The 18,186-nt window shown below is 66.7% G+C and carries 20 protein-coding genes and 1 riboswitch; of the genes, 12 read left to right on the forward strand and 8 right to left on the reverse strand.

Annotated features, from left to right (window positions below; translation table 11 throughout):
- The first annotated feature begins 25 nt into the window (after positions 1 to 25).
- A complete protein-coding gene (locus FG91_RS16620; protein ID WP_037517072.1) occupies positions 26 to 697 on the forward strand; it encodes a glutathione S-transferase family protein in 672 nt (223 codons plus the stop codon).
- Here the strand turns inward: FG91_RS16620 and FG91_RS16625 are convergent.
- Positions 694 to 1,161 carry a cupin domain-containing protein gene (locus tag FG91_RS16625; protein ID WP_037517074.1) on the reverse strand — a complete coding sequence of 156 codons (468 nt, stop codon included), beginning with the start codon at positions 1,159 to 1,161 and terminating at the stop codon, positions 694 to 696. The two genes, FG91_RS16620 and FG91_RS16625, sit on opposite strands and share 4 nt — an antisense overlap.
- 96 nt (positions 1,162 to 1,257) lie before the next feature.
- Between FG91_RS16625 and dapE the strand changes: the two genes are divergently transcribed.
- The gene (gene dapE, locus FG91_RS16630; protein ID WP_037517076.1) at positions 1,258 to 2,391 is read left to right on the forward strand and encodes a succinyl-diaminopimelate desuccinylase; all 1,134 of its coding nucleotides are present in this window, start codon (positions 1,258 to 1,260) and stop codon (positions 2,389 to 2,391) included.
- Positions 2,392 to 2,400: 9 nt separating this feature from the next.
- On the opposite strand, the gene FG91_RS16635 is transcribed toward dapE, so the two are convergent.
- From FG91_RS16635 to FG91_RS16645, 3 genes are read right to left on the reverse strand one after another with little or no spacing between them, the layout of a single operon-like run.
- A complete protein-coding gene (locus tag FG91_RS16635) occupies positions 2,401 to 2,976 on the reverse strand; it encodes a Smr/MutS family protein (RefSeq protein WP_037517078.1) in 576 nt (191 codons plus the stop codon).
- Between the two features lies 1 nt (position 2,977).
- Complete coding sequence (locus FG91_RS16640) at positions 2,978 to 4,303, reverse strand: MltA domain-containing protein (RefSeq protein ID WP_052187776.1); 1,326 nt, start codon at positions 4,301 to 4,303, stop codon at positions 2,978 to 2,980.
- Between the two features lie 4 nt (positions 4,304 to 4,307).
- Positions 4,308 to 4,970, reverse strand: coding sequence for a Tim44/TimA family putative adaptor protein (locus FG91_RS16645; protein ID WP_152568148.1), 663 nt, complete (start codon positions 4,968 to 4,970; stop codon positions 4,308 to 4,310).
- A gap of 252 nt (positions 4,971 to 5,222) precedes the next feature.
- Between FG91_RS16645 and secB the strand changes: the two genes are divergently transcribed.
- The 4 genes from secB to FG91_RS16665 all read left to right on the forward strand — a co-directional run bounded on the left by secB (position 5,223) and on the right by FG91_RS16665 (position 9,229).
- A complete protein-coding gene (gene secB, locus FG91_RS16650) occupies positions 5,223 to 5,741 on the forward strand; it encodes a protein-export chaperone SecB (RefSeq protein ID WP_037517080.1) in 519 nt (172 codons plus the stop codon).
- 27 nt (positions 5,742 to 5,768) lie between these two features.
- Complete coding sequence (gene murJ / locus FG91_RS16655) at positions 5,769 to 7,346, forward strand: murein biosynthesis integral membrane protein MurJ (RefSeq protein WP_037517083.1); 1,578 nt, start codon at positions 5,769 to 5,771, stop codon at positions 7,344 to 7,346.
- Between the two features lie 12 nt (positions 7,347 to 7,358).
- Positions 7,359 to 8,357 carry a tryptophan--tRNA ligase gene (gene trpS, locus FG91_RS16660; RefSeq protein ID WP_037517086.1) on the forward strand — a complete coding sequence of 333 codons (999 nt, stop codon included), beginning with the start codon at positions 7,359 to 7,361 and terminating at the stop codon, positions 8,355 to 8,357.
- 170 nt (positions 8,358 to 8,527) lie between these two features.
- The gene (locus tag FG91_RS16665; RefSeq protein ID WP_037517089.1) at positions 8,528 to 9,229 is read left to right on the forward strand and encodes a DUF4136 domain-containing protein; all 702 of its coding nucleotides are present in this window, start codon (positions 8,528 to 8,530) and stop codon (positions 9,227 to 9,229) included.
- Positions 9,230 to 9,463: 234 nt separating this feature from the next.
- Here FG91_RS16665 and nth read toward each other — a convergent pair whose 3' ends face one another.
- Positions 9,464 to 10,120, reverse strand: coding sequence for an endonuclease III (gene nth / locus FG91_RS16670; protein WP_037517091.1), 657 nt, complete (start codon positions 10,118 to 10,120; stop codon positions 9,464 to 9,466).
- A gap of 4 nt (positions 10,121 to 10,124) precedes the next feature.
- Positions 10,125 to 10,853 (reverse strand): 4-hydroxy-tetrahydrodipicolinate reductase, encoded by a 729-nt coding sequence (gene dapB, locus FG91_RS16675; protein ID WP_037517093.1) that lies wholly within the window; start codon positions 10,851 to 10,853, stop codon positions 10,125 to 10,127.
- Positions 10,854 to 10,979: 126 nt separating this feature from the next.
- On the opposite strand from dapB, the gene FG91_RS16680 reads away from it, so the two are divergent.
- Complete coding sequence (locus tag FG91_RS16680) at positions 10,980 to 11,681, forward strand: NAD-dependent deacylase (protein ID WP_037517094.1); 702 nt, start codon at positions 10,980 to 10,982, stop codon at positions 11,679 to 11,681.
- On the opposite strand, the gene tadA is transcribed toward FG91_RS16680, so the two are convergent.
- Positions 11,682 to 12,137, reverse strand: coding sequence for a tRNA adenosine(34) deaminase TadA (tadA, locus tag FG91_RS16685; RefSeq protein WP_037517095.1), 456 nt, complete (start codon positions 12,135 to 12,137; stop codon positions 11,682 to 11,684).
- Between the two features lie 139 nt (positions 12,138 to 12,276).
- On the opposite strand from tadA, the gene rpmB reads away from it, so the two are divergent.
- Positions 12,277 to 12,570, forward strand: a complete 294-nt coding sequence (gene rpmB, locus FG91_RS16690; RefSeq protein ID WP_037517097.1) for a 50S ribosomal protein L28 — start codon at positions 12,277 to 12,279, stop codon at positions 12,568 to 12,570.
- Between the two features lie 37 nt (positions 12,571 to 12,607).
- Here the strand turns inward: rpmB and FG91_RS16695 are convergent, their stop codons facing one another.
- Positions 12,608 to 13,609, reverse strand: a complete 1,002-nt coding sequence (locus FG91_RS16695; protein WP_037517098.1) for an esterase-like activity of phytase family protein — start codon at positions 13,607 to 13,609, stop codon at positions 12,608 to 12,610.
- Positions 13,610 to 13,770: 161 nt separating this feature from the next.
- Here FG91_RS16695 and FG91_RS16700 point away from each other — a divergent pair, with 161 nt between their 5' ends.
- From FG91_RS16700 to FG91_RS16715, 4 genes are all read left to right on the forward strand, one after another.
- Positions 13,771 to 14,178 carry a glycine zipper 2TM domain-containing protein gene (locus tag FG91_RS16700; protein ID WP_037517099.1) on the forward strand — a complete coding sequence of 136 codons (408 nt, stop codon included), beginning with the start codon at positions 13,771 to 13,773 and terminating at the stop codon, positions 14,176 to 14,178.
- A 190-nt stretch (positions 14,179 to 14,368) separates the two neighbouring features.
- Positions 14,369 to 15,472 (forward strand): Ppx/GppA phosphatase family protein, encoded by a 1,104-nt coding sequence (locus tag FG91_RS16705; RefSeq protein ID WP_037517101.1) that lies wholly within the window; start codon positions 14,369 to 14,371, stop codon positions 15,470 to 15,472.
- On the forward strand, positions 15,469 to 16,182 hold the full coding sequence (locus FG91_RS16710) for an RlmE family RNA methyltransferase (protein WP_037517102.1): 714 nt from the start codon (positions 15,469 to 15,471) through the stop codon (positions 16,180 to 16,182). Before FG91_RS16705 ends, FG91_RS16710 begins: the two co-directional genes overlap by 4 nt.
- 33 nt (positions 16,183 to 16,215) lie before the next feature.
- Complete coding sequence (locus FG91_RS16715; RefSeq protein ID WP_037517104.1) at positions 16,216 to 17,679, forward strand: S41 family peptidase; 1,464 nt, start codon at positions 16,216 to 16,218, stop codon at positions 17,677 to 17,679.
- A gap of 313 nt (positions 17,680 to 17,992) precedes the next feature.
- A riboswitch (cobalamin riboswitch) is annotated at positions 17,993 to 18,183 on the forward strand.
- The last annotated feature ends 3 nt before the right edge of the window (positions 18,184 to 18,186 follow it).

Consider the following 18,186-nt stretch of genomic DNA (forward strand, 5'->3'; position numbering starts at 1 on the left):
AGCGGGAGGGGGGCTTGGAGACACGATGAAACTGTTTATCGGCAACAAGGCCTACTCCAGCTGGAGCCTGCGCGGCTGGCTCGCGGTCAAGCATAGCGGCCTGCCGTTCGAGGAAGTCACCGTCCCGCTTTATGACGAGGATTGGTCGAACCGGCGCGAGGGCGATGAGTTCGCGCCGTCGGGCGGCAAGGTGCCGATCCTGTGGGACGGCGAGGATATCGTCGTGTGGGACAGCCTCGCGATCATCGATTATCTCAACGAAAAGACCGGCGGGACCAAGGGTTTCTGGCCCGACGACATGGCGGCGCGCGCGATGGCGCGCTCGATGGCGGCCGAAATGCATTCGAGCTTTGCCGCGCTCCGCCGCAACCACAGCATGAACATCCGGCGCATCTATCCGCCCGCCGAACTCCTCCCCGAAGTGCAGGCCGATGTCGTGCGCATCTTCCAGATCTGGGCCGAGGCGCGCGCGCGGTTTGGCGGCGACGGCGATTTCCTCTTCGGCAGCTGGTCGGCCGCCGACATCATGTTCGCGCCCGTCGTCACGCGCTTTATCACCTACTCGATCCCGCTGCCGCGCTTTGCCGCGGCCTATGCGCAGGCGGTGATCAGCCACCCGTGCATGCAGGAATGGATCGGCGGCGCGCAGGCCGAGGACTGGATCATCGAGAAGTTCGAGGGGCCGGTCGAGGGCTAGGGAATCCGCGTCGTCGGATAGGGCGTGCCGTCCTTGTGGAAATAACCGTCGGGCGTGAACAGCATGTCGATGTCCGAATAGCCGCCGCCGGTGTCGTATTTCTTGCCGCCGCCCAGCGCGACGAAGACGCAGTCGGCGTCCGATTCGTTGACGAGATGATGGCCGTTGGTGCTGCCCTTCGGCCACACCGCGATGTCGCCCGCGCGCATCGGCCAGCGCCCGTCATCCTCGATCAGCACCGCTTCGCCCGAAATCATCACCAGCATCTCGTCCTCGCCGTCGTGCCAGTGGCGCTGCGACGACCAGGCGCCGGGTTTGAGCACGACATGGCTCGCCGCGAAATCGCTGAGCCCCGTCGGCGGTGCAAGACGGCGATACCAGCGGCCCAGCACGGGTTCGTTGTACGGTGCGGGATAGCCCGTGGTGTTGGTTTGCGGGATCGTATCGAGATCGAGCTTGGGCATGGCAGTCCTCGTGAATTTGTTCTGCCTTTGTTTCGCACAAAGGCGGCGCGATGCAAAGCCTCGACTTGCGGCCGCGCGAGGGAGTAAGGGAGCGGCATGAGCATCACCGTCGACCCCGTAGAGCTTGCCAAGGCGTTGATCGCCGCGCCGAGCGTCACCCCCGCCATGGGCGCCGTGTTCGACACGCTTGAGGCGGCGCTCACGCCGCTGGGCTTTACCGTCGAGCGGTTCATTGATGGGATCGAACCCGATGGCCCCGTTGAAAATCTGCTCGCGGTGCGGACGGGCAAGGGGCCGAAGCATTTCGGCTTTGCCGGGCACCTCGACGTCGTACCGCCGGGCGTCGGCTGGACCGGCGACGCGTTCGCCCCTGAGGTGCGCGGCGAGTTGCTCTATGGGCGCGGCGCGGTCGATATGAAGGGTTCGATCGCGGCGTTCGTCGCGGCGGCGGCTGCCACGCCGCAAGAGGCCGGCACAATCAGCCTGATCATCACCGGCGACGAGGAAGGCCCCGCGATCTTCGGCACCCGCGCGCTGATGGAGCATATGGATGCGCGTAGCGTGAAGCCCGACATGATCGTCGTTGGCGAACCGACGTCGGTGACCAAACTCGGCGACATGGTGAAGATCGGGCGTCGCGGCTCGGTCAATATCTGGATCGACGTGCCGGGAACGCAGGGCCATGTCGCCTATCCGCACCTTGCCGACAATCCGATCCCGAAGCTGGTCAAGATTTTGGCCGCGATCGATGCGGTGGCGCTCGATGAAGGCAACGACTGGTTCCAGCCGTCGAACATCGAATTCACCGATGTCGAGGTCGGCAATGGCGCGACCAACGTCATCCCCGCGTCGGCGCGCGCGCGGCTGTCGATCCGGTTCAACGACCAGCATAAGGGCGCCGACCTCGTCGCGATGATCGAGCGCCTTGCGCACGCCGTCGAGCCGAATGCCAAGGTGCTGGGCAAGATTTCGGGTGAAGCCTTCCTCACTCCGCCGGGCGACCTGTCCGAACTGGTCGCCGAGGCGATCCATGCCGAGACCGATGTGCGCCCCGAAATGTCGACGACCGGGGGCACGTCGGACGCGCGCTTCCTCCACGCGATCTGTCCCGTGGTCGAGTTCGGGCTGACCAATGCGACGATGCACAAGCTCGACGAAGCCGTGGCGGTCGAAGATCTCCACACGCTGACCGCCATCTATCGCGGCATATTGATGCGCGCTTTCCTCTAGTCCTCGCGCCTAATCTTCTCTGGCCCGACGCAAGATGACATAGACCGCGCCCGCGCCGCCGTGGCTGATATGCGCGGGGCGGAGCGCGACGATCTGATCGGCGTAGGGCGAGTAAGCGAGCCAGTCGGGCAGCGACGCGCGGATCGCGCCGCGCGGGCGCGGGTCGCCGTGCATCTGCGGCAGGCGGTCGGCACCCGGACGCAGCCGTCCCGCGACCACCAGCAGCACGCGCGCGCCGCGCATCAGCCCGCGCCCGATCGCCTCGTCGAGCAAGGCTTGCGCCGAGGCGAGCGTATGACCGTGCAGGTCGATGCTGAGGTCGGGACGCACGAGTCCCTTGCGCAAGCGGCGGTCCCAATGGCCGTCGAGCGTCGCCGCCTGGTGCGTACGGCGCGGTGGCGGCAGCTTTACGGGACCACGCGGGGCGGCAGCTGGAGCAGCGGTAGTGCGCGGGGTCGGCGGGGGCGGCTTCACGGTCGGCGGCGCCACGGGCGCGAGCGGCGCCTTCGCCTTGGCGAGCGGCTTTACCGTCGCCGCGACCTTCTTCCACAGCGCGCTTTCGTCGGGGGCGAGGCGCCGCGGCACATCAAGGCGCCGGGATCAGCCGTGCGATGCTGGCGCGTGGAAGCAGCAGCAGCGCCGAGCCGCGCCCCGCCATGCCGCCGGCGATCGCGCGCGCATCGTCGCCCGCACCCCAGAAGCTGTCGAAGCGGTTCGCGCCCTTGATCGCGCCGCCGGTGTCCTGGGCGATCCAGAGGCCATTGGGTTCGGCGCGGTCGAGCGAAAGGACAACGGGGGCGCCGAGCGGCACATATTTGGGATCGGCAGCGACGCTCGCGCGGCCGGTGACCGGAACGCCGAGCGCGCCGAGCGGGCCGGGGCCGGTCAGCTCGCGGAAAAAGACCCAGCTCGGGTTCTCGTTCATCACCGCCGCGCCGCGCACCGGATCGGCGCGGAGATAATCGAGGATGCCCTGCATCGACGCCTGCCCGCGCTGAAGCTCGCCGCGGTCGAGCAAGAGCTTGCCGATGCCGACATAGCCGCGGCCGTTCTGCGTGTCGTAGCCGATGCGCATGATGCCGCCGCCCGGCAGGCGGAGGCGGCCCGAACCCTGTACCTGCAGGAAGAAGAATTCGGCGGCGTCGGCGGCGTAAGCGATTTCGAGCCCGCGCCCGTCGAGCGCGCCGCTTTCGATCGCCGCGCGGTCGTAATAGCGCGTGAAATTGCTGCCATCGACGCGCCCGCGAATCTTGCGGCCCTTGAGGTCGTCGGCGAACGCGCCGAGGTCGACTTCGATCAGGTCGGCGGGGCGGCGATAGATGGGAACGTCATAACCCGGCTGCTTCGTGCGCGAGCCGGCGATTTCGGGTTCGTAATAGCCGGTGACGAACGCGGTGCCCGCGCCGACCTGCACCGTGCCGAAATAGCGGGTGAAGAAGGCCGAAGCGTCGCTGTCCTTCCAGCTTTTCGCCGCGTTGCAGCTTTCGGTCCAGTCGGCGCCCTGCGTCAGGCCGCTGGTGTCGGTGCGGCGCTGGACCGAGGGGCAGCTGATGCGGAAGGCGACGAGCGCGGTCGCCGCCTGTTCGGCGGTCACACCGAGCGTCGCGAAATCGGGGCCCGCGACAACGCCGCTGGCGGCGGCGGTCGTCGCATCGGCCGGGACGGGCGTTGCGGGAAGCGCCGCGCGCGGGGTCGCGGGAATCGGCTGCGCGGCGGCACCGGCGCCTTCGGAGGGGCGCGGTATATAGGGGCGCGGCGTGCCGGCCTGGCGCGATGGTGCGGGGGTGGTGATCGCGGGACGGCCGCTATCCGCCTCGGGAATCACCGACGCGCAGCCCGAAAGCAGCGGCAGGGCGGCGAGCAGCGCGAATCCGAAAGTCCGCGCGCGCGGCGCCCCCACCGCCCGGATCATGCGATCAGGCCGATTCGGCTTCGTCGAGCACCCAATTGGGGTCGTTGCTGCCGATCTGGCGGCGGAAGGTCCACAAATCGTCGGTCTGCGACGCGTCGCTCATCGACCCGGCGATCAGCTTGCCGTCGGCGTCGCGGGTGACCGCGCTGATATCGGCATGGTAGCGAACGGTGACGCGTGCCTCGCCGCGGTTCAGTTCGACCGCGGTGATCTTGGCCGAATCGATTCCCATCAGGCGGTTGTCGAGCGTTTCGCCGCGGCTCTCGCGCGCGGCGATCGCGTCGGCAAAGGCTTCGTAGCTGTCGTCGTCGCACAGGTCGCGCAGCGTGTCGCGGTCGCCCTTCCAATAGGCTTCGAGGATCATGCGATACGCGGCTTCGGCGCCTTCCATGAAGCGGCCCGCGTCGAAATTGCGGTCGGAAGCCAGCAGCTGGCGGAGGCCCGCCTCGGCAGCGGGTTCGTAAACGAGCCCCGAGGTGTCGGCCGGCGCGGGCGCGGGCGCCTGCGATCCGTCATTCTCGTCGAGCCGGACCGGCGCCGCGGCGGTGCGCTCGCGCGGCAGCACCGGCTCCTGCTCGTGCCCCGTGCGCTTGCCGAGCACCGAGTAGAGCCGCATGCCGAGGAAGGCGGCAATCATGGCGAGCAGGACGATCGAAAAAGCGGTCACGGGCAAAAGTCCAATGCGGGCAATAGAAACATAGCGGTTGATACATAGGCGATACGCGCCTCAGTTTCAAATGACCATGACCGCTGCCGCGCGGCGGGTCAACGATTCCTCCTTAACCATCGCACGGCACAGGGCGCCCATTGTGCTCGCCGCCGGGCGCTGCTAAGCGCCGCGGCAACCGTCCGCCGCGGTTCCGACACGGTCCGCGGATGCCGATATTGTTTCCATCTTTTCAGTGAAAGCTTCTTCATCATGGCTGACGAGACCAGCGCCGACATCAACAATCCCGCCCTGCAGCCCAATGGCGAGGACACGAGCCCGGCGATCGGCCTGATTTCGCAATATGTGAAGGATCTGTCGTTCGAAAATCCGAACGCCCCCGCGGTTTACCAGTGGCAGGACGCGCCGCAGGTCGATGTGCAGTTCAACATCGCCGCCGACAGCGTCGGCGACAATCTGTACGAAGTGACGCTGAAGATCGACGTGACGTCGAAGACCGATGCGGGCACCAGCTTTGTGATCGACCTGAAGTATGCCGGCCTGTTCGGCGTCCGCAACGTCCCCGACGACCAGCTGCAGCCCTTCTTCCTCGCCGAAGCGCCGCGCATCCTGTTCCCCTTCGCACGCCGCGTCGTTGCCGATGCCGTGCGCGACGGCGGCTTCGCGCCGCTGCTGCTCGAACCGATCGATTTCCACGGTCTGTTCATGCAGCAGGTCCAGCAGGTCGAAGCCGAGCAGGCGGGCAACGTCGCGCCGGTCGGCCAGGCTTAATTCCCTTCGACGGGGCGGGCTGACGGGATGACCAGCCTCGTCAAAAGCGTCGGGACGATCGGCGGGCTGACGATGGTCAGCCGCATCTTCGGTTTCGCCCGCGACATGCTGCTCAGCCGTATTCTCGGAGCGGGCGGCGTCGCCGACGCATGGCAGCTGGCCTTTCAGCTGCCCAACATCTTTCGCCGCCTGTTCGCCGAGGGCGCCTTTGCCGCCGCCTTCGTCCCGCTCTTCAACGAGCGGATGGCGGCGGACGGCAAGCAGAACGAAGCCCGCGCCTTCGCCGACGCGGTGCTGGCGGTCCTGATCCCGATCCTGATCGTCTTTTCGGCGTTGCTGCTGATCGTCATGCCATGGATCATGGGGATGTTCGCGAGCGACGCGTTGCGCGCCGACGGCCCAAAATTCGATCTTGCGGTCGCGATGGCGCGCATCGCCTTTCCCTATCTCGCGCTGATGAGCGTCGCGACACTGTTCGCGGCGATCCTCAACAGCCTGTCGCGCTTTGCCGCCGCCGCCGCGGCGCCGATCCTGCTCAACATCTGCCTGATCGCCGCGCTGCTGCTCGGGCTGTTCACCGGCGACGGGGGCGAGGAGGCCAAGGCGGCGACGGGGCTTTATCTGGCCATTTCGGTTTCGCTCTCGGGGCTGTTCCAGCTCGCCTGGCTTTATTACTGGATACGGCGGTCGGGTTTCCGGCCGACGCTGCGCCGGCCGCGGCTGACCGCGCAGGTGCGCGAGATGGGCAGGCTGATCCTGCCCGCGGTGTTCGGCGCCGGGGTCTATCAGATCAGCCGCTTCGTCGACCTGTTCTTCATCGCGATGCTGCCCGACAAGAGCATCACCTATCTCGCGATGGCCGACCGGCTGAATCAGTTGCCGCTCGGCATCATCGGCATCGCGCTCGGCACCGCGATCCTGCCCGCGCTATCGCGCTTTGTCGCGCAGGGCGACAGGGACGGCGCGTTTCGGCTGCAAAGCAATGCGGTCGAGCTCGCGATGTTGCTCACCGTGCCGGCGGCGGTCGCGCTGTTCGTGGCGGGACGGGCGATCACCAGCGCCTTTTACGTCGGCGGCCAATATAGCGTCGCCGACGGGCTTGCGACGGGCGCCGTCGTCGGCGGGCTCGTCGTCGGCCTGCCCGCCTATGTGCTGGTCAAGGTATTGGTGCCCAATTTCTTCGCGCGCAAGGATACGCGCACCCCGGTGTGGACCGCGGCGGTATCGTTGCTCATCAACATCGTGCTCAACCTGCTGCTGATCCCGCAGCTCGGGCTTGTCGGGCTGGCGCTGGCGGGGTCGATCGCGGCGTGGTGCAACGTCGTGATGCTCTATGCCATCCTGCACCGCAAGGATCTGTTCCGCCTGACCGGGCGGGTCGCCGGGCGGATCGCGCGCATCATCCTCGCCGCCGCGGCGATGGCGGCGGCGCTCCATTATGCGATCCCGCTCGCCGGCGATGCCTTCATCGGCGGGGTGTTCGAACGCATCGTCGCCCTCATCGCGCTGGTCGCGGCGGGCGCGATCATATTCTTTGGTTGCGCCGTCCTGCTGGGCGTGGTCAACCGCGGCACCATCGGCCAGCTCGGCCGGCGCACACTCTAAAAGGACAGAAGAATGCGGACGCTATCGGGCATCCAGCCCACCGGAAATTTGCACCTCGGCAATTATCTGGGCGCGATCCGCAACTGGGTGCGGATGCAGGACGAGATGCCGGGCGAGAAGCTCTATTTCCTCGCCGACCTCCACGCGATCACCGTCTATAACGACCCCGCCGAGCTGACCGCCAACACGCGCGAGATGGCGGCGGCACTGCTCGCGGCGGGGATCGACCCCGCGAAATCGATCCTGTTCAACCAGGCGCGCGTCCCCGCGCACGCCGAGCTCGCGTGGCTCTTGTTCTGCACCGCGCGCATCGGCTGGCTGAACCGCATGACGCAGTTCAAGGAAAAGTCGGGCAAGAACCGCGAGGGCGCGAGCGTCGGCCTGTTCGCCTATCCGGTGCTGCAGGCGGCCGACGTGCTGCTCTATCAGACGACGCACGTCCCCGTCGGCGACGACCAGAAACAGCATCTCGAACTCGCGCGCGATATCGCGACCAAGTTCAACCTCGACACGGGGACCGAGACCTTCACCCTGCCCGAACCGACGATCCCCGCCGCCGCGGCGCGGATCATGAGCCTGCGCGACGGGTCGGCGAAAATGTCGAAATCGGACCCGAGCGATGCGAGCCGCATCAACCTGGTCGACGATGCCGATACGATCATGGCGAAGATCCGCAAGGCGAAGACCGACGCCGAGCCGCTGCCGTCCGAGGCCGCGGGCCTTGAGGGTCGCCCCGAGGCGAAGAATCTCGTTTCGATCTATGCCGCGATGGCCGACGAAAGCGTCGATCAGGTACTCGCACGCTTTGCCGGGCAAGGCTTCGGGGCGTTCAAGCCCGCGCTCGGCGAGGTGCTGGTCGAAACGCTGCGCCCGATCGCGACGCGCCTGAACGAGTTCAAGGCTGATCCCGCCGCGATCGATGCCGCGCTCGAGGCCGGCGCCGCGCGCGCTTCGGCGCTCGCCAAGCCGACGCTCGACGCGGCCTACGCCGCGCTGGGGCTCTGCCGCTGACAGCGCGCTGTTTCGCGGGCGAAATTTCTTGTTTTTGCGGCGCGCGTCCCCATATCGGGACGTGGAACCGCCGTGCGACCAAACGAGTTCAACCAAGGTTAAGTCGCACCGGCGTAGTCTATGGTACGAGAGCGCGCCTATATGCGCTTCCCGAATACGGAGCCAAGACGATGAGCAAGATGAATCTTAGGCGGCTGGGCCTGGCCGCGATGACCGGCGCGGCGCTCGCGCTCGCCGGCTGCGCGACCCCGTTCAAGGCCGATGTCGCGCGCTTCCAGACACAGCTTCCCGCGCCGCAGGGCCAGAGCTTCGTCGTCGAGGCGAGCAACCCCGCGCTGCAGGGCGGCATCGAATTCGGCCAGTATGCGGGTCTCGTCGCCGGCGAACTGACGCGCTACGGCTATCGCCCCGCGGCGAATGGCGAACGCGCCGACCTGATCGTCCGCATGGATTATGGCGTCGACAAGGGGCGTGAGCGCGTCGTGTCGAGCCCCGGCTTCGGCGACCCCTGGTATGGCGGGTACGGCGGCTATTATGGCCGCGGCTTCTATCGCCCGGTGATCGTCAGCGGCCGTGGCGGGCGCCGCTATGTCTATGGCTATCGCGACCCGTTCCTGTGGGGCGGTTTCGGCCCGGGATGGGGCGGCTATAACGACGTCAGCAGCTACACCGTCTACACCAGCGGGCTGAACCTCCAGATCAACCGCGCCGCCGACGGCTCGCGCCTGTTCGAAGGCCATGCCGAAGCGCAGTCGCGCGACAATAATCTGCAGGCGATCGTCCCGAACCTCGTCGAAGCGATGTTCACCGGCTTCCCCGGCAATTCGGGCGAGCGGGTGCGGATCACGGTGGCGCCGCCCGAAAAGGGCTGAGCGACCTCAAAGCCAAACAAAAAGGCCCGCCCTCCATCCGGAAGGCGGGCCTTTTTAATTTCGGGAAAGAGCAACGTCTGGTTTTCGACCGATTGCTGCCTTATCGATCATCGTCACCCCGGACTTGATCCGGGGCCTGCCTTCTTGAAGGAAAAGGCGAGTCCCGGGTCAAGCCCGGGATGACGGAAGTGGATGATCGAAAGGCGGCCTCCCACCCCTAAGCCGTCGTTCCCATCACGCCGCCTTTTTCGCCTTCGGTGCCGGCGTCTTCGGCTTGTAGCGGCAGAGATCGTCGACCGGGCAGCGCCAGCATTCGGGCGTGCGCGCCTTGCAGATATAGCGGCCGTGGAGGATCAGCCAGTGATGCGCGCCGACACGAAAGGGCGCGGGCGTGTTCTTTTCGAGCTGCTTTTCAACCGCAAGCACCGTCTTGCCGGTTGCGAGGCCGGTGCGATTGCCGACGCGGAAGATGTGCGTGTCGACCGCGAAGGTCTCGGCGCCGAAGGCGCAATTCATCACGACATTGGCGGTCTTGCGCCCGACCCCGGGCAGTTCGACGAGCGTGTCGCGGTCGGCGGGCACCTCGCCGCCGAAATCGCGGACGAGGATTTCGCTGAGTGCGATGACATTCTTCGCCTTGCCGTTGAACAGCCCGATCGTCTTGATGTGCTGCTTCAGCCCGTCTTCACCGAGGTCGATCATTTGCTGCGGGGTCTTTACCTCCTGAAACAGCTTGCGCGTCGCCTTGTTCACCCCGACGTCGGTCGCCTGCGCCGACAGCACGACCGCGACGAGCAGCTGATAGGTGTTGCCGAACTCCAGCTCGGTCTCGGGGCTCGGGTTGAGTTCCGCGAGCCGCCGGTAGAATTCGAAAATATCGGCCTTCTTCATCGGATCAGTTAAGCCCGAGCACCTGCGGCATCGTATAGCGATCGGGCTTCTGCTGGAGCAGCCACAGCGCCGCACGCACCGCGCCGCGCGCGAAGATCATCCGGTTTTCGGCGCGGTGCGACAGGGTAATCATCTCCTCGGGGCCTGCGAAGATCACGTCATGGTCGCCCGCGACCGTCCCGCCGCGCAGGCTCGCAAAACCGATCTTGCCATGCCCGCGCGCGCCGGTGAGGCCGTCGCGGCCGCGTTCGGAGCAGGTATCGAGGTTGATCCCGCGCCCTTGCGCCGCCGCCTGCCCCAGCAGCAGCGCGGTGCCGCTCGGCGCGTCGACCTTCATCCGGTGGTGCATCTCGACCACCTCGATATCCCAGTCGGCGCCGAGCCGCGTCGCGGCCTCGCGCACCAGATGCGCGAGCAGCGTGACGCCGAGCGAGGTGTTGCCGGTCTGAAGCACCGCGATATCCTTTGCGGCATCGTCGATCAGATAATGATGGCGCTCCTCGAGCCCCGTCGTCCCGATGACGATCGGGGTTTTCGCGGCGACGCAGGCATCGAGCGTCGCCTCGAGCGCGGCGGGCGACGAAAAGTCGACAAGCACGTCGGCGTCGCTGGCGAGCCGCAGAACATTGCCGCCCCGGTCGATACCGCAACTGCGCTGTCCCGCTTCGGAGATCGCGGCGGCGAGCGCGACGCCCATCCGCCCTTCGCTGCCGATAATGCCGATGCTCACCATGACTTGTCCCCTAAATTGCCGCTCCCTTTAGCCGCTCGCATTGAGCGAAGTCGAGATGCCCATCGGCATTGCGCCATTTCGATGGGCATCTCGACTTCGCTCGATGCGAGCGGATAGAGAGGGCGTATGAGTGACATCAACAATATCGTGATCCTGACCGGCGCCGGCGTTTCGGCCGAAAGCGGCATCGACACCTTTCGCGACAGCGGCGGCCTGTGGGAGCAGCATCGCGTCGAGGATGTCGCGACCCCCGAAGCCTTTGCGCGCGATCCCGACCTTGTCCTGCGCTTTTATGACATGCGGCGCGAGGCGATCCAGACCAAGGCGCCGAACGCCGCGCATGAAGCGCTCGCGCGGCTCGACGCCGCATGGCCGGGCGAACTGCTCATCGTAACACAAAATGTCGACGACCTCCACGAGCGCGCGGGCGCGAAGCGGCTGATCCATATGCATGGCGAGCATCTCAATGCCTGGTGCACCGCATGCGATACGCGGGTGCCGTGGACGGGGCCGTTGCTCGACCGGCCGGCGTGCAGCGCGTGCGGCATCGTCGGCACCCTGCGTCCCGACATCGTCTGGTTCGGCGAGATGCCGTACCGGATGGAAGATATCTATCATGCGCTGAACCGCGCCGACCTGTTCGTGTCGATCGGCACGTCGGGCGCGGTCTATCCCGCCGCGGGCTTCGTGCGCGAGGCGCGCGCGTCGGGCGCGCGGACGCTCGAGCTCAATATGGAGCCAAGCCAGGGCAGCTACTGGTTCGACGAGGCGCGGCAGGGTCCCGCGACGCGGCTGGTGCCCGAGTGGGTAGAGGAAATTCTGGGCTAGCTAACGGCGCGAGGCGAAGAAATCGCGAAGGAGCGCGGCCGCCTCCGCGTCGCCGATGCCGTCGTAAAGCTCGGGCCTATGGTGGATCGTCGGCTGCGCGAAGGTGCGCGGGCCGTGGACGACGGCGCCGCCCTTCGGATCGTCGGCGCCATAATAGAGGCGCGCGATTCGCGCGTGGGCGATCGCGCCGGCGCACATCGCGCAGGGTTCGAGCGTCACATAAAGGTCGCAGCCGTCGAGCCGCTCGTTGCCGAGCTTGGCGGCCGCGGCGCGAATCGCGACGATTTCGGCATGCGCGGTCGGGTCATGCGATTCGCGCGGGCGGTTATGGCCTTCGGCGATAATCGCGCCGTCCTTGACGATCACCGCGCCGACGGGCACTTCGCCCCATTCCGCGGCAATACGGGCGAGATCGAGCGCGCGGCGCATCGGTTCGGGGAGCGGAAACTGGGCCATAAAAGCGGCCTATGCGCTTGACGAATCTCCTGCAAGCCGATAAGCGCGCGCCTTTCCCGGCTCACTCCGGTCCTGTACTGCCCATTTTACGGGAAGTGCCCGGACGCCGATCCGAAATTTTTTTGACGAGGACGAAACCATGTCGCGCATCTGCGAACTGACCGGCAAGGGCCGCCAGGTTGGCCACAATGTGAGCCACGCCAACAACAAGACCAAGCGCACCTTCCTGCCCAACCTGCAGAATGTGACGCTGCTGTCGGACGCGCTCGGCAAGGGTGTGAAGCTGCGCGTGTCGACCCACGGTCTGCGCACGGTCGAGCATAATGGCGGTCTCGACAACTGGCTGCTGAAGGCCGGCGACGACCAGCTGTCGACTTCGGCACGCAAGGTGAAGAAGGAAGTCGCGAAGAAGCTGGCCGAAAAGGCCGCTTAAGCGCTTTCGAATCGCTAATCGCAATCAGGCCGCCGGGTTACCGCGCGGCCTTTTTGCTGTCCGGCCCCTTTTTCGGCGGCAGGCCCACCAGCTCGAATTGCAGCAGCAGACTGCGCTGCCAGACGTTGAAATTATCGTCGGCGACGAGCCACAACCAGGTCCGCCCCTGCTCGACCGAGATCGCGGCGCCTTCATAATTTTCGGCGAGCGCGGCGGGAACCCGGCCGATCGTCCGTGACCGCACGACAGCGTCCTTCTTGATGTCCGCGGGGTCGACGACAGCGACGATCGTCGTGAAAACGGGGTCGAACCCGAGCCGCCGGTGGACGAGCAGGATGCGCCCGTCGGGCAGCGCCGCGGCATCGCTGACCAGCCCGCGCCCCGCCGAATCATAAAAGAAGCGAATCGGCGCGGGGCCGGGCGCGGCCGGATCGCCGGTGTAGATCAACGCCTCGCGCCCGCGCGGATCGTCGTTGGCGTCTTCCAGAAACACGACCGTCCGGCCGTCCGCCAGCCGCGCCATCGCCTCAGGCCCGCGATTCCTGGGCCAGCGCGCCGGTTCGGGCAGCTTGCGTCGCGACTCGATGGCCGAAAGACCGGCATCGAGTCGCCAGATTTCGTTGATCCCCTCGAGCGCGATCCAGCTCTTGCCGCTTTCGGGGGCGACAAACATCGCCTCGGCATCGACCATGGATTTGCGTTGCGGCCGGCCGTCGGGCGTCGGCAGCGCGCGAATCCGGACATCCGAAACCGAACCGCGCGCATCGAGCGTCAGGCGCACCCAATAACCATTGTCGCCGATCAGCTGAAACCGGTCCGGCCCCATCCACGCGAGCGCCGAAAAGCCGCCGAACCGGCTGTGCGGGCTGACGAGATGCCAGCCGCGGACGAACCGCATCGCACCCGCAGTCTCGGGCGCGAAGACCAGCGGACGCGCGGCGGCGCCTTCGGTCATATCACCCTTCGGAAAGCGCATCACGGTGCCGGGCACCGGGCCGACGGCCAGAAATATCAGGGCAGCGAAGAGCAAACGGCGCATCGCCGCGGGTTAGGGCGGCGATCCGCGAAAGGGAAGCGGTTCGCCGCAGAAAGCTGAACAATAGCCAACAATGATGTTCAGGCTTCGCTCAATGCGAATCGGGCAAAACCTGTTTCATCGACAAAGCCCAGTCGGGCCAATGACGACGAAGGAGAACGACAATGAAAAAGATGGTGACCCTCTCGATCGCCGCCCTGATGTCCACCGCGACGCTGGGCATGGCGGCTCCCGCCGCGGCGCAGAACGGCTATTATGACCGCGACGGCTATTCGAGCTATTACAGCGGCTATGATCGCGACGACCGTCGCTATGACCGCTATGACCGCCGCGACTATCGCCGCGACCGCCGCGATTATCGCAACGATCGCCGCTATTACCGTGGTGACCGCCGCAACTATCGCCAGTGCGACAAGGGCACCGGCGGCACCGTGATCGGTGCGATTGCGGGCGGCCTTGCCGGTCATGAAATCGCCGGTCGCGGCGACCGCACGGTCGGCACGATCATCGGCGGCGCCGTCGGCGCCCTCGCCGGCCGCGCGATCGACAAGGGGAATGACGGCTGCCGTTAAGGGCTGTCCCGACCCCCAATAATTCCCTCTCCCCTTTCACCCCGTCCGGCCCCGTGCCGGGCGGGGTTTTCTTTGCGCCCGGCAGGCCGGGGAGGAGGCGCTTGCCATAACGCCTGCGAAAGCCTAGGTTTGCTGCCAAGTGCACGCCTGCGGTCTTGCGGGCGCGTGAGCAGAACAGGTTACAATAGCCATGCGGCAAATGGCAGCGCCATCAGGGCGACCGCCGCGGCCAAGTTCAAGAACGGGCCCGGCGGCAAAAGGACGAAACAAGGCGGGCGGCGAAGCGCGTCCGATGCCGATCGCACGGCCGCGCAGCTATGCCGCGATCGACCTTGGCACCAACAATTGCCGGCTTTTGATCGCGCGCCCGCAAAATGGCGAGCTCGTCGTCATCGACGCTTTTTCCCGCATCGTCCGCCTCGGCGAGGGATTGCACGGCAGCGGACGGATCAGCGACGCCGCGATGGACCGCACCGTCGCCGCGCTGTCGATCTGCGCCGACAAGCTGCGCCGCCGTCACGTCTCGCTGTCGCGCGCGGTCGCGACCGAAGCGTGCCGCCGCGCGAGCAATGGCGAGGAACTGGCCGAGCGGGTCCGCCGCGAAACGGGCATTGTCCTCGACATCATCTCCGCCGCCGAAGAGGCGCGGCTCGCGGTGCTCGGCTGCCACAATCTGATGGAGCCGGGCGAAGGCCCGGCGCTGATCTTCGACATCGGCGGCGGCTCGACCGAGTTGATGCACGTCGATGTGTCGGACCATGACGTCAAGATCCACGACTGGATCAGCGTGCCGTGGGGCGTCGTCTCGCTGACCGAACATGCGCCGCTTCCCGACGACAGCCTCGCCGGCCGCCAGGCCGCCTATGCGCATATGCGCGAAGTGACGCGCGAAGCCTTTGCCGCCTTTGCCGGGCGCGCCGAGCGCTTTGCCGGACAGAAACTGCGCCTGCTCGGCACCAGCGGCACGGTGACGACGCTCGCCAGCGTTTTCCTCGACCTGCCGCGTTATGACCGACGCGCCGTCGACGGGCTGGTCGTGCCGTCGGATGCGATGCGCGACATCAGCCGCCGCCTCGCCGACGCCAGCATCGCCGACCGCGCCGAAATCGCGTGCATCGGCCGCGAGCGCGCCGACCTCGTCGTCGCGGGCTGCGCGATCCTCGAGAGCATCATCGACCTGTGGCCTGCAGTGCGCGTCGGGGTCGCCGACCGCGGCATCCGCGAGGGCATATTGCGCACGCTGGCGATGCAGGGCCGCGACATCCCCGTCACCCGCCGCGAGTATCGCAAATGAGCGGCGGAAGCGGAAAGGGCGGCGGTTCGGGCCGCGGCGGTCTGCATGTCCGCGTCAAAACCGCGCGCAAGCGCAGCGTCTCGTCGACGCGCTGGCTGCAGCGGCAATTGAACGATCCCTATGTCCGCCGCGCGCAGGCCGAAGGCTATCGCTCGCGTGCCGCGTACAAGCTGATCGAACTCGACGATAAATTCGGCTTCCTCAAGAAATCGCGCGCGGTCGTCGATCTGGGCATCACGCCGGGCGGCTGGTCGCAGGTCGTGCGCAAGGCGAACCCCCGCGCGCGCGTCGCCGGAATCGACCTCCTCCACTGCGAGCCGATCGAGGGCGTCGAAATCCTCGAAATGGATTTCATGGACGATGCGGCGCCGGGCGCGCTGATCGAGGCGCTGGGCAGCGCCCCCGACCTCGTCATTTCGGACATGGCGGCGAACACCGTCGGCCATCAACAGACCGACCATCTGCGCACGATCGGCCTTGCCGAAACCGCCGCCGATTTCGCGGTGCAGAACCTGCTGCCCGGCGGCGCGTTTGTCGCCAAGGTGTTCGCAGGCGGCGCCGACCACACGCTGCTGACTCTGCTAAAACGTCACTTCACAACGGTAAAGCACGCCAAACCGCCGGCGAGCCGCAAGGGGTCGCCCGAACTTTATGTCATCGCCCAGGGCTTCAAGGGCCGCAGGGGTGCCGACGAGGCGGGCGCAGAATAATCGGGTCATGGGCCGAACCGGGGGGATATTTTGATGGGCAAGTCGAAGCAGTCGGTCACGGCTGTGACGCTCGCCGCGCTGATGCTCGCATCGTGCGGCGGCGGGGGCGGTTCGGGCACAACCGGAAGCGGCGGCCCCGTCACGGTCACTCCGACGCCGACGCCTACCCCCACCCCGACCGCCACGTGCGCGCTGGCGTCGCGTCAGGCTTTTGCGAAAGCGGTGATCGACGAATGGTATCTGTTCCCGAACGACGTCGCGAACGTCAGCGCGGCGAGCCATAGCAATGTCCAATCCTATATCGACGCGCTCGTCGCCCCGGCACGCGCGCTGAACAAGGATCGTTTCTTCACCTACATCACCTCGATCGCCGAGGAGAACGCCTTCTTCGCCAGCGGATCGAGCGCGGGCTTCGGCGTTCGCTTGTCCTATGATGCGGTCAATCAGCGCATCCTCATCGCCGAAGCCTATGAGAGCGCGCCGGCATTTGCCGCGGGGATCGACCGCGGCACGGCGATCGTCGCGATCGGCACGAACAGCGACAATTTGCGCACCGTGGCAAACATCGTCGCCGCCGAAGGGACCGCGGGCCTCACCAATGCCCTCGGCCCCAACGACCCGGGCGTCAGCCGCGTGCTGCGCATCACCGACGCGACCGGAACGCGCGACGTCACCGTCGCCAAGGCCAATTATTCGCTCGACCCGGTTTCGGACCGCTATGGCGCCAAGATCATCACCGAGGGCGGCCGCAGCTTTGGCTATCTTAACCTGCGCACTTTCATCTCGTCGGCGAACGATCAGTTAAAGGCGGCCTTCGCCGATTTCGGCGCGCGCGGCGTGACCGACATCATCATCGATTTCCGCTATAATGGCGGCGGCCTCGTTTCGACCGCCAATCTGATGGGCGATTTGATGGGTGCCAATCGCGCCGGGCAGATTTTCTCGCAGACCCGTTTCCGCCCCACTAAGTCCGCCGAGAATGAAGAACATCGCTTCACTCCGGTAAACCAGTCGATCGCGCCGACGCGCATCGCCTTCATCGGCACCGGGTCGACCGCATCGGCGAGCGAGCTCGTGATCAATTCGATGCTGCCCTATCTCGGCACCAATATGACGCTGGTCGGCGGCAACACCTATGGCAAGCCGGTCGGCCAGATCGCGCTCGACAAGGCCGAATGCGACGACCGCATGCGCGTCGTCGCATTCGCGACGGCCAATTCGGCCGGCTCGGGCGACTATTATGACGGGCTCGCCCCGAAAATCACGAACAGCTGCGCCGCGAGCGACGACCTGACCGTCCCGCTCGGCGACCCGCGCGAGGCGTCGATCCGCGCCGCGATCGGTTTCCTGTCGGGCAACGCCTGTACCACGCGCATCGCCGACGCCAGCGCGGGTCCGGCGGCGCGGAGCCGCAGCGCCCGCATGCTCGCCGAGCCCGAAATGCTGACCCCCGAACGGCCGAGCGCGGCGCAGCGCGAACTGCCCGGGCTGTTCTGATCGCCCCCTGCTGCATCGCAGCAATTGACCGCGGCCCGGAAAAGGGGCTAACGGCCGCGGCAAGCGACAGGTTCCCCGGCGACGGGGAGCAGGGTCCTTCCTGGCTAGATCGAGGCGCCGTGACGGAGCTGATTTTGGCCGAGTGCAAGGAGCGAGGAGGGAGCGATGCCTTTGCATCGTGACCGACGAGCGACACGGCAATCGACCAAAATCAGCCCGCCCCTTTGGGGTTGGCGCTGGAAGGGGCTCGGACGGCGTCGCGTTGCTTGTCCGGGCAACCAGCCCGGCCCGCGCAACGCTCCTCGCCGAGCCCCTTCCAGCGCCAATCACGGCGCCTCGATCTAGCCAGGAAGGACCCCAAGAGGGAACGGGACAACCCCGGCTGCCCCTGCAACTGTACGCGGCGAGCCATCGGCCACTTGCCATTGGGATTCCGGTCCCGAGAAGGCGGCCGACCGGCGCTGACCCGCAAGCCAGGAGACCTGCCCGTCGCCGTCGTCTTTCGCG

It is taken from the genome of Sphingopyxis sp. LC81, from assembly GCF_000756375.1.
Taxonomy (GTDB): domain Bacteria; phylum Pseudomonadota; class Alphaproteobacteria; order Sphingomonadales; family Sphingomonadaceae; genus Sphingopyxis.

Excerpts from the sequence above, each read along its gene's own strand:
- FG91_RS16680 (WP_037517094.1), top strand. The coding sequence starts at position 10,980 with ATGAGTGACATCAACAATATCGTGATCCTGACCGGCGCCGGCGTTTCG.
- FG91_RS16705 (WP_037517101.1), top strand. The coding sequence starts at position 14,369 with ATGCGGCAAATGGCAGCGCCATCAGGGCGACCGCCGCGGCCAAGTTCA.
- murJ (WP_037517083.1), top strand. The coding sequence starts at position 5,769 with ATGACCAGCCTCGTCAAAAGCGTCGGGACGATCGGCGGGCTGACGATG.
- FG91_RS16700 (WP_037517099.1), top strand. The coding sequence starts at position 13,771 with ATGAAAAAGATGGTGACCCTCTCGATCGCCGCCCTGATGTCCACCGCG.
- FG91_RS16640 (WP_052187776.1), bottom strand. The coding sequence starts at position 4,303 with ATGATCCGGGCGGTGGGGGCGCCGCGCGCGCGGACTTTCGGATTCGCG.
- FG91_RS16620 (WP_037517072.1), top strand. The coding sequence starts at position 26 with ATGAAACTGTTTATCGGCAACAAGGCCTACTCCAGCTGGAGCCTGCGC.
- nth (WP_037517091.1), bottom strand. The coding sequence starts at position 10,120 with ATGAAGAAGGCCGATATTTTCGAATTCTACCGGCGGCTCGCGGAACTC.
- tadA (WP_037517095.1), bottom strand. The coding sequence starts at position 12,137 with ATGGCCCAGTTTCCGCTCCCCGAACCGATGCGCCGCGCGCTCGATCTC.
- FG91_RS16695 (WP_037517098.1), bottom strand. The coding sequence starts at position 13,609 with ATGCGCCGTTTGCTCTTCGCTGCCCTGATATTTCTGGCCGTCGGCCCG.
- FG91_RS16625 (WP_037517074.1), bottom strand. The coding sequence starts at position 1,161 with ATGCCCAAGCTCGATCTCGATACGATCCCGCAAACCAACACCACGGGC.
- secB (WP_037517080.1), top strand. The coding sequence starts at position 5,223 with ATGGCTGACGAGACCAGCGCCGACATCAACAATCCCGCCCTGCAGCCC.
- dapB (WP_037517093.1), bottom strand. The coding sequence starts at position 10,853 with ATGGTGAGCATCGGCATTATCGGCAGCGAAGGGCGGATGGGCGTCGCG.
- FG91_RS16715 (WP_037517104.1), top strand. The coding sequence starts at position 16,216 with ATGGGCAAGTCGAAGCAGTCGGTCACGGCTGTGACGCTCGCCGCGCTG.
- FG91_RS16665 (WP_037517089.1), top strand. The coding sequence starts at position 8,528 with ATGAGCAAGATGAATCTTAGGCGGCTGGGCCTGGCCGCGATGACCGGC.
- FG91_RS16710 (WP_037517102.1), top strand. The coding sequence starts at position 15,469 with ATGAGCGGCGGAAGCGGAAAGGGCGGCGGTTCGGGCCGCGGCGGTCTG.
- rpmB (WP_037517097.1), top strand. The coding sequence starts at position 12,277 with ATGTCGCGCATCTGCGAACTGACCGGCAAGGGCCGCCAGGTTGGCCAC.
- dapE (WP_037517076.1), top strand. The coding sequence starts at position 1,258 with ATGAGCATCACCGTCGACCCCGTAGAGCTTGCCAAGGCGTTGATCGCC.
- trpS (WP_037517086.1), top strand. The coding sequence starts at position 7,359 with ATGCGGACGCTATCGGGCATCCAGCCCACCGGAAATTTGCACCTCGGC.